Below are 13,817 nucleotides of genomic sequence, written 5' to 3'. Positions count from 1 at the left end.
CTGATTCATCCGCATGACAAGCCCATTTAGGACAAACTCTCAGTACATGGAATACTTATTAACATTAGGTGAAACAATTTGAAATTTCCCATCTAGAATTTTAAATTTCTTAGCAGTAAGTGAAGCTATAGTGGATTTAGCAATGCTGCTGTTAATGTGGCTAAGGTCAGTCCTGCTGCCAAATTATATGAAGAAGAATTAGTTTAGAAACGCACACTAACTCGATGACAGGCAAAAACGCAAGACATAATGCATTTCTGCGGCTAGTGTCTGGTAATGGGGCAGCTTCTGGATCAGAATCTCGCTACTCGCTGCCCCCCAGCAAAGAGATGGTAATTGGACGCGACCCCAGCTGCCAAGTTGTCTTGGATGCCATGATGTACCGGATGGTATCTCGTCGTCATGCGGTGGTTCGTCCCCTCTCTTTATCGCCAGATAGCAAATTCAGCTGGGTGCTTTGTGATTTAAATAGTGCTAATGGTACTTATTTGAATGGACAACGCTTGTATGAATGTCAGGAATTGCACCCAGGCGATCGCATTTCTCTAGGTGCTGATGGCCCGCAATACGTTTTTGAGTACGAATTTACTTACCAAGCTCCGGCCACAACCGTTAACCAAGTTACACCATTACCTTCGGCAACAAATTACCACGGCCACACCCAATTAAAGCAGCCAGATTCTGTTAGCTTCACTCAGCTTTTCCCCATTATTTCCACTGGTAAAGATTTAACTCGCAAAGCTTACCTCGTACCGGGAATACTGACCGTAATCTTTGTAGTGTTAATGTTTGCTACAGTCGGGCAGCCCCAAGCTAATCAAATTATCGTTGCAACTTATATCGCCTTCGCTGCCTACTATTTTGTTTACCAACTTTGCGGTAAACAAAAGCCTTGGTGGGTGCTAATGGCTGCGGCATTGAGTACAACGTTGATTTTACTCAGTCCACTATTGGATGTATTTATTTTCGTGTTTCGCGGTATTCTTCCGGGAAACTTGCCCTCACCCCAAGAATCGACCACCTTCACAGAGTTACTGGTACGGATGTTTTTTGGTGCTGGGTTGATGGAGGAATTACTCAAGGCATTACCTGTGTTAGGGGCGTTTGCCATCGGTAGAATGTTATCTTCACCTTGGCGGGAAAAGATCGGCGTTTGGGAACCCCTAGATGGTATTCTCCTGGGAACGGCTTCTGCTGTAGGCTTCACTCTATTGGAAACTCTTGGACAATATGTGCCCGATATTGCACAACAGGTAGGCATAGGCGCTGCTGGTCAACTAGCGGGTTTACAACTGCTAATTCCGAGAATTTTAGGCTCTGTAGCAGGACACATGGCTTATAGTGGCTACCTGGGCTATTTTATCGGATTGGCTGTTCTCAAGCCCAGTAGAAGTTGGCAAATTCTTTCTATTGGTTATCTTAGTGCTGCTGCGCTCCACGCTCTGTGGAATGCGACAGGATCTATCAATGCCTTGCTGTTGGTAGTTGTTGGGGTGTTATCTTACGCCTTTTTGATGGCGGCAATTCTCAAGGCACGGGCGCTATCACCTACGCGATCGCAAAATTTCGCTACCCGATTTCTAGGCCCAAAATAAGAGATGAAGAAGCTGGAATCAGGGAGCAGAGGAGCAAGGGAATAATTTGAATATTTATATCTTTGGATAGATGGCCTAGTTAGAAAATAAGCGTACTGTAAATTTACTCTGGGGTAATTATGCCTGAAAAATAAAAATCATTTAACTTCTTGCAAAAGTCTTGATTTTTGACTCTTTTTTTGCGCCTCTGCATAATGTAAATCAACATCTTTGCAAGAGATGACGCTGAACGTATAGCGATTACAAAGCGTGGGCTATGCGAACACAGCGCATGATGAAAAGATTTTGGCTTTCTCTACTTTTTCTATTGCCCGTTACCGATCAACTGTCACTGATTCCCGATTTTATAGTTCAGACTGAGACTGGTTGAGTTGAGTAAAAGCATAAGAAGCGATCGCTAAAGTGACCTTTGCTTTCTCTACTTCTGATAAAGCTGTCCACTCGCTATTGTTAAGATTACTTATGGCAGATGCCGAGTTTTTTGATTCGCTACTTCGCATAGCGTAAGCAAAAGGACGAGCTAAAACTAAAAGATCCTCAGTTCCCCAAGTTGGTAACACTGTCTGAACGCACTCAACTAGTTGTTCACCTATTGATTGCTGGGCAGCAAAAATCTCAGCAGCTTTCTGGGCGATGGTATTGAGCAATGTTTGGGGGACACAGGCAGCAAAAGTATTACGTAGTGTTTCTTGAAGATTCAGCACTAGTGATTGTTGGGGATTGTCATTATAGCTTGACGTAAGGGAGATATTAGACCAAAGTGTATCCAGATTGCTATAAAAATCTTGCGATCGCGTTGTCAGTTCTTCCTCAAGTAAATCTTGCATTCCGAACTGTTGTTCTAATTCCTGAAAATAAGCTTCTGATTCTTCATCAGCTGGATTCCAGGGATAGGTAGCATCGTCTGGTTCTAGTAGTGCTTCTAATAAATCTAAATCTACTTGAGATGGCAAAGAAGAGAAGGTGTCTGAGCCGTTGATTTGTTTAGCCATTTTTTATTTTCTCCCGATTATTTGGTGGTATTGACAACTACAATTCCTTACAAGAGATTTCCGCAAAAACAGTTGATTTTTTCTCTGGAAAAAATAGATTTTAAAAGCTGATGTTAAACATGAAAATCCATTTCTGCAATAGCTATACTAGGAGTCTTCAATAATAAACTCCCAGGTTTCACCTCTAGCACTTCCAAACTTTAACTGCATTCCCGATTTCAGGGGTACTTCCTCTCGGAGGATTTGTTGCCATCCATTAGGGCCTAAAAACCAGGTTGTACCGTATGTGGAAAAATCTTGCAAATAATAAGTTCGCACCAATGTAGCATCAGTAAGAGTATTACGGCAGAAGATTTCGGCGTGGCGTTTGGATACAGATGGTTCGGCGATGACAATATCATTATCTTTCGTGCGACCAATACGGGTAACTCCATAACGCAACAACCAGGTTTTACCTTTTGGAGTAAGCGATCGCAACGAAGCAGTTGGAAGCGGTGAACCTATATCAGGAATGGCTGTGTCTGGCAGTTCGGTAATGCCTTCATCTAGATTCTTAATGAGTTCGCCATTAAAATCTGGATGCAGGTAGAGAACAGGCAAAGTCCAAGCTGGTTGATTAAATTTATACAGTGTTAATAACTCTTGTCTAGCCAGTGATACGGCTTCATCTATGGGTTTGTGCGATCGCAAAGCTTCGGTAAACGCTTGAATAAAACTGTGACTTTCGTGATCGGCGATTTCATCGCGCATCCCCAAAACGGCAGGTACGCCATGACGGATCAGTACTTCGGCTAAACTACTGGCAGGTATGGCTTGATGATTAATAGCAGCTGGTTGTGCGCCCCAACAGGCGTTGAAAAGTGCTAGTTTCACACCTGTACGGGTCAAAACTTGCGCCAATTCTATCCCATTCAGGGGCATATCTGGTCGCAAAAACAGTAATCCTCCATCTGCTCCTGGCAAACCATGTCCAGCGTAAAAGAAAACGTTATATGCTTTGGTTTCTAATTCTTGAATCAACTCTTGTGGAGTTGGTTGTATAAGTTTATTCACTATACAAGGTGCGTATCTTTGAGAATTACCACCCACAGGTGTATCTACAAGACTTTGCTGTAAAATAGCTGCTTCTTGTTCTAGTTGCAGCTTTTCATCATGACCTAAAACCAGCAAAATACTTAAAGCCTGGTCAGTTCGCAAATACGGTAATGGGTCAACTTCACTACTGGTACGACTAAATAGCAAATCTTGGGAGAGAGACATTGCCGATTGACCAGGCTCACGCTGCATAATTTCCCAAGGGAGAGCAATGAGATCCGGGTCACGAATTTCTAGCCGAAAGCGCAAACGTGTATGCTGACCCATAGCAATCCCGCGACTGCGTTCTAGACTACCGAGAATTTGTCCGTCAAATACCCAGCGCCATAAATTCATTCCCAAGTATTGCATCAGACGACTGGTGTAAGGCCCAGTGGTTTGACCAGAAGGGAGCGAAATCCAATCGATGGAGAATTGGTTCGACTTTTGAGATGTTGAGTTTGGGGAAATATCTAGCCGACTATGGCCAGCAAACATCTGCTGCCATTCTTGCCAGACTTGATTGAGTTCAACAGGCCATACACAGTCACGTAAAACGTAGCCACTGGGATAGGGAGCCTTGACCACCCAAATGGCGAAGTTGTCAGTGCCAGTGTTTAAGAGACGGGCGATCGCCAAATTCAGGGATGGCATGGATTCATAAAACTCAAAGCTAAAAACAATGGAAGGAGGCAGGAGGTAGGATAGCGCCGGCGGCAAGCGAGTCCACGAACATCAGGTAGTTTTTCTCCAGGAAGAACTGCCCTCTGCGGCTCGACTGAGCGATCGCCGAATGTCCTCCTGCCTTTCTTGATAATTTAAAATAACAATTCTTCAAGGTGAAAATTTTCTATTTTTTGACCTTGTAAGCTTTTTACTTTGATTGTTACTTGTTATTATTCCAGGTTTTTACCAGTTTATCGAGTATTTGATTAAGTTGGACTGGTGCCAGCTGATGGAGTAGCTGGCGGTTGCGTAACTGTTGGACAGGGATTTGGTACATCTGATTGTAAAACAGATACACCAAAGCTTTTTAGTTGGGATAAGTCCAGCAATACTGCTTCCGGTAAAGGTTTCAAATTGGGCGGAATTGAGGAATTTACTGCTGGTTTATTAGTATTAGCTGGAGTTGGCGTGTTTTTGCTTGGACAGACTCGCATAGAAACCGAAAGATTTCCAGAAGCAGGTTTGGAATTTGGATTTGTGTTGATAACTTGTAAAAAAGCTCCAGGGGGAAGCGATGGTTTATTTTTCAAGGGGATTTCCTTGTTGGTTTGAATTACCCAGCCAGGAGAAAGGTTATCAAGCGATCGCGCTACGGGTGTTGCTTGGGTGTTAGGCTTTTGAGTTGGTGTGGGATTGGGAAGAAATGGAAATAAGCCTGATGGCGATCGCAATTCCTTCACGAACAGTCCTAAAGAGCCTGCTATCACCACAAATATTAAAGGAACAATCCACTGTAGCGGTAATTGGCGATTTTTAGCAGGCTCAGTGTCGGGAATCACCTGAGTTTTGTGGTTTGGGCTACCTAAAAGGCTTGTATCTGTTGCCCTGGATGCAAAATCAACAGTTTTGGCAGAATAACTCTCTGGAATGAAGGCTTTGATGGTAATTTCTGGTTCCCAATATTGGACTTGATAATGCACTAAAGCGATGGTGACATTATCGTGTCCGTTTTTAGTATTAGCAATTTCGATTAATCTATCGGCAACATTGGCGATGTTTGCTTCCCCAACTAGAATCGGCAAAATTTCTGTTTCCCAGTATTCCTCCACCCGATCAAAATCACTCAAACCATCGGATGTGAGCAGAAAAATCGCATCTTCGTCGAGCATAAACCGTGCCGAGGTGGGATGCAATGAAGTGCTGGGCCCCATACCCAAAGCCTGGACGAGAGAGCCGGCAGAACTTTGTTGTACAGCGTCGCGGTAAATGGCATAGCCTAGACGCACTTCACGGGAAGCGACATCATCATCAAGGGTAACTTGATAACAGCCTTGGCGGGTAATCCAGTAAGCACGACTATCACCTACATGGGTAATGTACATTTCGTGTGCAACAGGCAATGCCATGACTAAAGTCGTGCCCATACGCTGCCGCCCTTGGCGATTTTCACTGTCATTGCGCTGACTAATTTTGTCATTGGCAATTGCCACTGCTTTTTCTAGGTCATTCAGCAGTAGTGAGGGGTCTATGTGGTCGTAGGGAACTTTTGTTAATTGCTGTACCTGCTGCTGGATCGTTTCAATGGCTAAATTTGAGGCGACATTGCCACCTTCGTGACCACCGATGCCATCACAGACGATTGCTAAAGCTGTTGGCTGGGGTGGTTTGCTGATCAGAGTTCCACTGGGAGGGCTACAAGCATCTTCGTTGCGTTGGCGACTTGGGCCAGTGTCGGTTTTGGTGATAATTTTGATCGTGGGCGTTTGCGATCGCCCTAATTGTGCAAGTCCCTGATCTAAAACTGTAATCAATTGGTCAGTTGAGTTAATCTCTCCCTGAATTAAAGAAAGGCTAACCTGCTCAACAAATTCAGTTATGGCTGGTTTGGCTTCATGTACCAACTGCTGCCAAAATTCACCTAACTGCGGCAATTCTGGCGATATTTCGCTGTCGAAACGCAAATCCAACAACCGGACTAACGATCCTTCTACCCGTAATACAGATGAGTCAAGCAAGCTAGAAGCGACACCTTCACTTGCCAGAGGTTGCCACAGATGAGCTATTTGCCATAACCAATTGAGTTGGCGCATCGATGTTGCATCACGCCAAGCGGTGGTTAACTCGCTGCCCAAATCCACTTGGATTGTGTCATCTACTAATAGTGGCGGTTTAAATAGTGGCGGTTTTTCTAAGAGTAATATTTCTCTTTCATGGGAAGATCCGTCAGCTATAAAAATCACTCCATATACCTGTGGTACGTGTAAGCGATAGGGAATGAGTCTCAGGTAAGCTCTTAGAGGCTGTAAATTCTCTAACTCAGGTGTTAGCGCTAAGAAACCAGGTTTCGTGTCTAAAAGAATAAATTTATCAACGACTAAATAGCGATCGGCTAATATTTCTCCAGGGCTACCCACACTTGGGCCATCTACCACAGCCCAGAGATAATTTTTGGGTAAGGGCGTGGAACATCGCTGGCAAAACTTGTGAGTCAGGGGGTTGGCAGCCTGACAATTTTCATTTGGACAGTAGAGCGTTGCCGCGTCATTTTCCATAGTTTTCGCACCGATCAGCGATTGGCAATTTCTTTAACAGCATTATTAGGGACAATCTAGACCGCTCATCTTTCTTAAAATTGACATACCCAGACTTTAGATGATGATTTTAGCTGGCGATATCAGCAGGTGCTAATACTTAACTTATCTAAAAAACACGCTCCTAAGTCAACCCTCCAGCCTCATCATAGCTTCTATTGCTCTGTGACTCTCAATCGCCAAAGCAACTAGCTCCAACCCTGTTAACAAAGCATAACCCAAGCATAACTGCGCCCCAAGCTTTTGCTGAATTATCGCATCATCAAGAGGCAGTGAATGTTGGCATTTATTTAGTTTATAAGTAGGATAGCAACAATTAACTTTAATTAAGAATTAAGAATAGCAAATATAATTTTGGCAAAAGTAGCGGATGAATTCCCCCTTCCTACGTCGGGAAAGGGGATTTTTAGTCGGCTTTTGCTGATAAGTTGCCTGAATTGTCAGAAGGGTTCAGCCAGACTCCTAGCAACTTTTTAGCTTACTTGTTTGTCGTCAATTGCAACTTGGGGGACTCCCATGCTGTAGTTGGTAACGCGCGCAGACAGATTGTAGCTGATTTCGCCGCCTTGCAGGAGCGATCGCAGATAATGCTCTAAGTCTGACCCCACACGGCGCAAATTATAGTCCGTGAGGTCTGCGCCACTGGATGCTTCTACTAGTTCATCAAATTTTCGATAAACTTTTTGCAGCGCGTCTTCATTCCAGTTAAATTCGTTATCTGGGTCAATATCTAACGTTAAGACCTGTTGACTTGGAACTAGGTCGCCATCCCGGTCAATTTCGCCTGCAAAAATGCGGACATGACGGGTTGTGGACTTGAGCAGCATCGGGTTATCCATAAAAGGGTGTAAGATTTGGGTGGATTACACTGAAATTATTGTAAACGCTATATTCAAGCTTGAATGCTCTCAATTTACAAGCTTTGAACGCAGTTTCAAAAGGGTATATTGAATGGGCATAAGTAAAAATATCACCTGTACTGATTAACTTACTACTTCTGTTATGAGTTCAAGACACATTTAGCAGCTAGTACTGTCAGTAGCCCAATTATTTTTCTGTAAAAATTACTTTTTCATTTAGGGTATACAAACAAGCCATAGTGGTGTGTGAATCTTAACTACTTCTAGGATTTTCTTACTCATAAAGCCTAAAAGCCAGTAAGGTGAAGCACTCATAAGGAATAATTTGATCTGTGTACATTTTTCTATGGAGAACAAAAGTTTTTACCTTAATAATTCTGCTGATGAATTTCTTCGGAATTTTCTATTGCAAAAAACGTACATCAAGTAATTTCACTGAATAGTGCTACATCGACCTCTGGCTGTAATAAGTTCAAAAAAATAGGCGATTTTACTTACGTATAAACACCAAAATTAAAGTAACAAGTCCAACTGTTATTGACGTTCACATAAAGTTGATGTAAAAAGCTTTAAAAAGGTTGAACAACTTCTTACAGAAACTTTATTGTGTAGAATCTTAAAAACTGAATAATAGTTATGGCTTACCATAAGCTACATCTGGCACAGGAACATCAGAATCTAGACAGTGAAAATTTAGCTTGTAAATAAAACACAGGAGAGTGAAATGGATTACAAAAGTGATTGATGAAGAAAAATTCTTAATTCAAGCACTTTGGATTCAAAAGAGATATAAAGAATTTTTGCTGGACATCTACCTCCTTACCCTCATGACAACCAAGTAAAGGAATCTCAATAGTTATGAACTCCAAAGCATTACCACGCCAGATAAATAATCTCGAAGTAGGTGTTTATGAGTGCGAAATCCATCTCAAATTCCGGTTGATTGAGGAAAAGAGTCTATTGAGCGATCGCGAGCAACTCTTACAAGTGCTACTTGATGCTTTAACCGAAGGTTCTGATGACTTTCTAGAGACGCTACAAGCGTCCGTTAAAGCGCAGGAAGTGTCTGAGTTTAAAGCTTCACCTCAAATGCGCCGTCAGCTTATGCGCTTGCGTAATGCTGCTGAAAATCCACCTACTTAAATGTGTAATTTAAGTAGTGAGAAGCATGAATTGGGCATCAAATCAAATGTTGATCCCATAGCCCCGTTGCAATAAAAACTAAGCAGCAAGTAGAATTCATCAAATTTTGTGATTTTTACTTTGTGAAAGTCTTATTTAGCAGCGCAAAGTCCCAGGAACAGTTTCCTCTATTAAAAAACTTTGTAGCAAAGGGTACTGGTAGAATCTGAGAGCCAACTCAGCCGGGTGCATTTTACCGAGTTTTTATCAAAAATTGCAGGAAGAAAAACCTGTGTCTTTACAGATGGGGAATTGGACAACAGGCGCGAATCCAATGAAAACCTAAAAGACCAAAGTAAACATAAATAACCTTGCTTTTAGCTTTTTACTTTAGCTAAGTGCCTGATTTGCTGAAATACTTATGTTTGATCTATTACCAGTATTAGGTTATGGTTTGGCAGCCAGTTACCTATTACCAATTACCTAAGAGTAAGGGAGCAGGGGAAGATGAGGGAAATAAGGAAGAAGCAGGGGAGCAGGGAGCGCAGGAGGAAGAAGTATTGATTTTCTCCCTTGCGCCCTGCCCCCTGCACCTCTGCCTCTTTTGCCCACAATACCTATTTAGCCAGACCGTGTTCTAGAGCAAAGCGAACTAACTCTGTACGGCTGTTAGTGCCAGTTTTACTAAACAAACGGCTGACGTACTTTTCTACATTGCGGACGCTGGTTTCCAAACGACGGGCGATTTCTTTATTCATCAACCCTTCAGCGACCAAGTTTAAAACACTTTGTTCTCTGGGAGTCAAATCAATTTTAAAAGGGGCTGGTGATTGGGAAATGGCATTTCTTTGGGTTAATAATGCTTTAATTTGGGCAATTTGATTGGCTAGTTCAGCAAGATCGGGTGTTTCAGTGTCATCTCCTGTAGTTTTAGCCTTAGCATCGCGGCGGGCTAGTAAATTTTCGACTATAGCCACTAACTCATCAGGATCGAAGGGTTTGGGTAAATAGGCATCAACACCAGCATGATAGCCTTGGATGCGATCGCCAGTCATACCCTTAGCAGTTAAAAATACTACCGGCAGCGCTTGGAAGCGGGGATCTTCTCGAAGTTGCTTGAGGAACTGATAGCCATCCACCTGGGGCATCATGACATCGGATATCACTAAGTCAGGTGTATTCATCTGCATCCATTCCCAACCTTCAAGGGCGTTACTGGCGACTTGAACGCTGAAACCGCTCTCTTGCAAATAGTCTTTCACGGCTTCCCGTATCCCTGGTTCATCATCCACCAGTAACAATTGTGCTGACATTTAAGATTTCCTTGAGTTTTCCTTTTTCCAATTTAGCGAAAGTTGACAGTCATTGAACATTCTGAATTTATCTCTACAGCCCCTAAAACTTCTAAAGTTGACATCTTGGGCTCGTTCAACCCTTTAACCTTTGTAATCATCCTCCCTTCATAAGGACGGGCTGACTGCAAAGTTTAGGGACTTCCAAATAAAAAAATACAATTATTGATTGTGGAGTGGGCAACATGAGCGCCCAGTTAATGTGGCGCTCATGTTGCCCACCCCACAAGATTGGATCATTTGTGGAAAAAGTATTTGCCAAAAAGCCAGGGTTTTTGCCGGATAAAGAAAACCGAGTTCTTAATTTTGGATAAAGTCGAGCGAAGAAAGTGGGAACGACTGCGTGAGACATATTTATATTTTTGATTGGCAACCCTACAAAATACTACATACAGTTTTCTGCAAAATAGCACGTACTATTATGCGATCGCACCATACAAATTAGGCAACTATATATGCATAAATGGTGAATGCATTACCTAGTCATTTCCCTTAATCTGAGTATTAAAGAAACGGTTCATAAATCGAAAAACACAAAAAGCATAAATTTATTAACCGTTGCTGATAAAAATTTTGTAATCTTTATTAACTCAGATGAAGAGGTTTATCATGTTTTCTAAACTAGTTCGCAATACAGTTTTAGTAACAACTTTAGCATTCCCAATAGTACCATTAGCCAGTCAAAATGCTCTTGCAAACGATATCCGTGATTTCTTGGTTTACAACAACAATGAGTTAGAAATTACTCAACTATATGTATCCTCAGCAAAATCTAGATATTGGGGTAATAATATTCTCAATTCAGATATTGTTAACGGTTCATTTGACATGATTACATTTGGTAATAGCAGTAATCAATGTACCTATGATGTTAAAGCAATTTATAGCGATGGCACTTATGATCTCATGCGTCAAGCTAATCTTTGCAGCACCTATGGAATAACTTTTTACGGTCATGGAGGCGACTATCAAGAATATTAGGAATTTCCCAATGGGATTTTGATGATTGCACTTTTATGCAATCATCAAGAAATCTATTATGGTATTTTAATTAAATAATAATATTCTCTTCCACGCTGAGGTCTGGGAACACAATTACAGAGGCTCTACTAATATCATGTCTGTTGATTACTAATTAAACAGAAGTCTGATATAGCACTAGACACTATCTTTTACACACTATATAAACAATGGGTTCCTACCTTCGATTTCAAAAGCTTTTTTTAATATTATTTTCCTGCATCAACATCACTCCAATCCCAGTATTTGCCCAATCGACACCGCCATCTGGAATCACAATTCCTCCCGATATTCCAGGGAAAGTAGAAGAAACCATTCCTCAACCATCACCGTCACCAAGTATTCCTCCCACACCACCTGCACAAACTGTTCCTATACTCCCATCACGCCAGCAGGAAAATCAACTCAATACCAATTTTCCTAGCGGCGAAAGTTTCTTTGTCAAAGAAATTCAAATTACAGGCTATTCTGTTTTAAAAGATGAAATTATCGCGTTAAAACAACCCTTAGAAAATACAAACGTTACATTTGAGCAATTATTGCAACTGCGATCGCAAATCACCAAACTCTATGTTGATAATGGTTATATCAGCAGTGGTGCATTTATTCCCAACAATCAAGATATCGCTAGCGGTGTTGTGCAAATCCAAGTTGTGGAAGGCGAACTTGAAGGAATTTCCATTTTAGGGTTACAAAGATTGCAAACTGCATACGTGCGTTCCCGGATTGCACGGCTGGCAGGTAAGCCTTTAAACCAAAAACGTCTCGAAGAAGCGCTGCAATTATTACAACTTGACCCCGTAATTGAACGAGTCAATGCCGAGTTAACCGCAGGTAGCACTCCAGGTAGCAATATTTTACAGGTGACAATTACCGAATCCCCACCATTCCATGCTGGGGTGAACTTTGCAAATAATCAATCACCTAGCGTTGGTTCAGAACAAGGAAGTGTTTTTATTGCTCACGATAATTTATTAGGGTTTGGAGATAAATTCAGCGCTGAATATGCTGGTAGTGAAGGGTTAGATATTTACAATATCAATTATTCTATTCCCTTTAACGCTCTAGATGGAACTATTGGTGTCCGCTATAGTAACAGTGCTAGCCGGATTATTGAAAGCGAATTTCGTGACTTAGATATCCGCAGCGAAGCCGAAACCCTTTCTTTTAATATCCGTCAACCGCTAACCCACACGCCAAACAACGAATTTGCTCTCTCGTTCGCATTCGATTTACGGCGCAGTCAAACCTATATACTCAATGATATTCCCTTCTCGTTTACTGAAGGGCCCGAAGATGGGCAATCAAGAGTTACGGTAATTCGCTTTTCGCAAGATTGGTTACAACGTAATGCTAACAGTGTCTTAGCGGCGCGATCGCAATTTAGTTTTGGCATCGATGCTTTTGATCCAACTATCAACGATAGTGGTACTGATGGGCGTTTTTTCTCCTGGGTAGGACAATTTCAATGGGTGCAACGGCTATCTCCCCGCATTTTGATGTTGGCCAAAGTTAACACTCAACTTACTCCTGATTCTTTACTTTCGCTAGAAAAAATCAGTATTGGGGGAGTTGATACAGTGCGCGGCTATAGTCAAAATCAACTTGTTGCTGACAATGGGGTAGTTGGAGGTGTGGAAGTTCGGATTCCCCTAGCATCGAATGTGGAAACTTTACAGCTAATACCCTTTTTTGATATCGGCACAGCTTGGAACAATCGCGGTATTAATGCCGACCCACACACCATTGCTAGCTTGGGTTTAGGCTTGAACTGGCAACCTTTTAACGGTTTGGTATTGCGTGCAGACTATGGTATACCATTTATGGGCACAAGCGATCGCGGTACTTCACTGCAAGAGAATGGCTTTAATTTTTCAGTCCGCTATCAACCATTTTGAACCACATCTACAGAAAAAGCGATCGCACTATAAATCAAGCTATTCTTCTGCTTCAAAAATAACACCTTCATACAGTGGTGCGATCGCTAACTCAAATTCGATGCTGGATAGGGTAATCATATCTCCCTCAATGTAGGGATAATAAAGCCACATTCTGCCCTCTCCCCGACAGTAGCGTTCGACGGAAATTTTTTCCGAATCTATCAATAAATATTCTTGTAAAGAGGGAATTTTCAGGTAATTGGTAAATTTTTCGCCCCTATCTTTCCCGCTTGTACTGGGGGAGAGAACTTCGGCAATAATTTTTGGGTTTTGAATAAATTTGCGGGCATTCAGGTCTTGAGGGTCGCAACTAACGATAACATCAGGATAATAATAAGGACTTTGAGGAGTAACTTGTACTTTCACATCCGACACATTTACTCGACAACCTCTAGCCCGTAAATGTGGGTATAAGACTCTGTAAAAGTTAAGTGCAATATCATTGTGGGGAATTGTACCACCTGTCATTGCAAAAACTTCGCCGTTGACATATTCGTAACGAAGTTCTTGCTGGAGTTCCCATGCAAAATATTCCTCGATGGTCATTTTTGGCGGTTGCTGAGGGATGGCTACCATAGTCAGATTTTTCCAGTTTGTTTTGATTT

At 42.0% G+C, this 13,817-nt stretch carries 10 protein-coding genes; 4 read left to right on the top strand and 6 right to left on the bottom strand.

The window, feature by feature from the left end:
• Positions 1 to 224 precede the first annotated feature (224 nt).
• Entirely contained in the window at positions 225 to 1,595 is a 1,371-nt protein-coding gene (locus G1O98_RS01545) for a PrsW family glutamic-type intramembrane protease (RefSeq protein WP_163926860.1), read from the top strand.
• A 344-nt stretch (positions 1,596 to 1,939) separates the two neighbouring features.
• Here G1O98_RS01545 and G1O98_RS01540 read toward each other — a convergent pair whose 3' ends face one another.
• The 4 genes from G1O98_RS01540 to G1O98_RS01525 all read right to left on the bottom strand — a co-directional run bounded on the left by G1O98_RS01540 (position 1,940) and on the right by G1O98_RS01525 (position 7,757).
• The gene (locus G1O98_RS01540) at positions 1,940 to 2,587 is read right to left on the bottom strand and encodes a hypothetical protein (protein WP_163926859.1); all 648 of its coding nucleotides are present in this window, start codon (positions 2,585 to 2,587) and stop codon (positions 1,940 to 1,942) included.
• Between the two features lie 147 nt (positions 2,588 to 2,734).
• Entirely contained in the window at positions 2,735 to 4,315 is a 1,581-nt protein-coding gene (locus G1O98_RS01535; RefSeq protein WP_163926858.1) for a CHAT domain-containing protein, read from the bottom strand.
• Positions 4,316 to 4,593: 278 nt separating this feature from the next.
• Positions 4,594 to 6,879, bottom strand: coding sequence for a protein phosphatase 2C domain-containing protein (locus G1O98_RS01530; RefSeq protein WP_163926857.1), 2,286 nt, complete (start codon positions 6,877 to 6,879; stop codon positions 4,594 to 4,596).
• Positions 6,880 to 7,391: 512 nt separating this feature from the next.
• Complete coding sequence (locus G1O98_RS01525; RefSeq protein WP_114081065.1) at positions 7,392 to 7,757, bottom strand: NAD(P)H-quinone oxidoreductase subunit M; 366 nt, start codon at positions 7,755 to 7,757, stop codon at positions 7,392 to 7,394.
• Positions 7,758 to 8,636: 879 nt separating this feature from the next.
• On the opposite strand from G1O98_RS01525, the gene G1O98_RS01520 reads away from it, so the two are divergent.
• Complete coding sequence (locus G1O98_RS01520) at positions 8,637 to 8,921, top strand: Npun_R1517 family heterocyst differentiation transcriptional regulator (protein WP_012408225.1); 285 nt, start codon at positions 8,637 to 8,639, stop codon at positions 8,919 to 8,921.
• A 596-nt stretch (positions 8,922 to 9,517) separates the two neighbouring features.
• Here G1O98_RS01520 and G1O98_RS01515 read toward each other — a convergent pair.
• Positions 9,518 to 10,213: a response regulator transcription factor gene (locus tag G1O98_RS01515; protein WP_163926856.1), complete on the bottom strand. Its 696-nt coding sequence runs from the start codon at positions 10,211 to 10,213 to the stop codon at positions 9,518 to 9,520.
• Between the two features lie 648 nt (positions 10,214 to 10,861).
• On the opposite strand from G1O98_RS01515, the gene G1O98_RS01510 reads away from it, so the two are divergent.
• Together G1O98_RS01510 and G1O98_RS01505 are read left to right on the top strand one after the other, a co-directional pair.
• Positions 10,862 to 11,233 carry a hypothetical protein gene (locus G1O98_RS01510; RefSeq protein ID WP_163926855.1) on the top strand — a complete coding sequence of 124 codons (372 nt, stop codon included), beginning with the start codon at positions 10,862 to 10,864 and terminating at the stop codon, positions 11,231 to 11,233.
• A 209-nt stretch (positions 11,234 to 11,442) separates the two neighbouring features.
• Positions 11,443 to 13,170, top strand: coding sequence for a ShlB/FhaC/HecB family hemolysin secretion/activation protein (locus tag G1O98_RS01505; protein ID WP_163926854.1), 1,728 nt, complete (start codon positions 11,443 to 11,445; stop codon positions 13,168 to 13,170).
• A 39-nt stretch (positions 13,171 to 13,209) separates the two neighbouring features.
• On the opposite strand, the gene G1O98_RS01500 is transcribed toward G1O98_RS01505, so the two are convergent.
• A complete protein-coding gene (locus tag G1O98_RS01500; RefSeq protein WP_163926853.1) occupies positions 13,210 to 13,788 on the bottom strand; it encodes a Uma2 family endonuclease in 579 nt (192 codons plus the stop codon).
• Between the last annotated feature and the right edge of the window lie 29 nt (positions 13,789 to 13,817).

It is taken from the genome of Nostoc sp. UIC 10630, from assembly GCF_010747425.1.
GTDB lineage: Bacteria > Cyanobacteriota > Cyanobacteriia > Cyanobacteriales > Nostocaceae > Nostoc.
Note: the sequence above shows the minus strand (reverse complement) of the source record. Positions and strands in the feature narration are given on the sequence as shown.

Coding starts and splice junctions, on each gene's coding strand:
- G1O98_RS01545 (WP_163926860.1), top strand. CDS start 225: ATGACAGGCAAAAACGCAAGACATAATGCATTTCTGCGGCTAGTGTCT.
- G1O98_RS01540 (WP_163926859.1), bottom strand. CDS start 2,587: ATGGCTAAACAAATCAACGGCTCAGACACCTTCTCTTCTTTGCCATCT.
- G1O98_RS01535 (WP_163926858.1), bottom strand. CDS start 4,315: ATGCCATCCCTGAATTTGGCGATCGCCCGTCTCTTAAACACTGGCACT.
- G1O98_RS01530 (WP_163926857.1), bottom strand. CDS start 6,879: ATGGAAAATGACGCGGCAACGCTCTACTGTCCAAATGAAAATTGTCAG.
- G1O98_RS01525 (WP_114081065.1), bottom strand. CDS start 7,757: ATGGATAACCCGATGCTGCTCAAGTCCACAACCCGTCATGTCCGCATT.
- G1O98_RS01520 (WP_012408225.1), top strand. CDS start 8,637: ATGAACTCCAAAGCATTACCACGCCAGATAAATAATCTCGAAGTAGGT.
- G1O98_RS01515 (WP_163926856.1), bottom strand. CDS start 10,213: ATGTCAGCACAATTGTTACTGGTGGATGATGAACCAGGGATACGGGAA.
- G1O98_RS01510 (WP_163926855.1), top strand. CDS start 10,862: ATGTTTTCTAAACTAGTTCGCAATACAGTTTTAGTAACAACTTTAGCA.
- G1O98_RS01505 (WP_163926854.1), top strand. CDS start 11,443: ATGGGTTCCTACCTTCGATTTCAAAAGCTTTTTTTAATATTATTTTCC.
- G1O98_RS01500 (WP_163926853.1), bottom strand. CDS start 13,788: ATGGTAGCCATCCCTCAGCAACCGCCAAAAATGACCATCGAGGAATAT.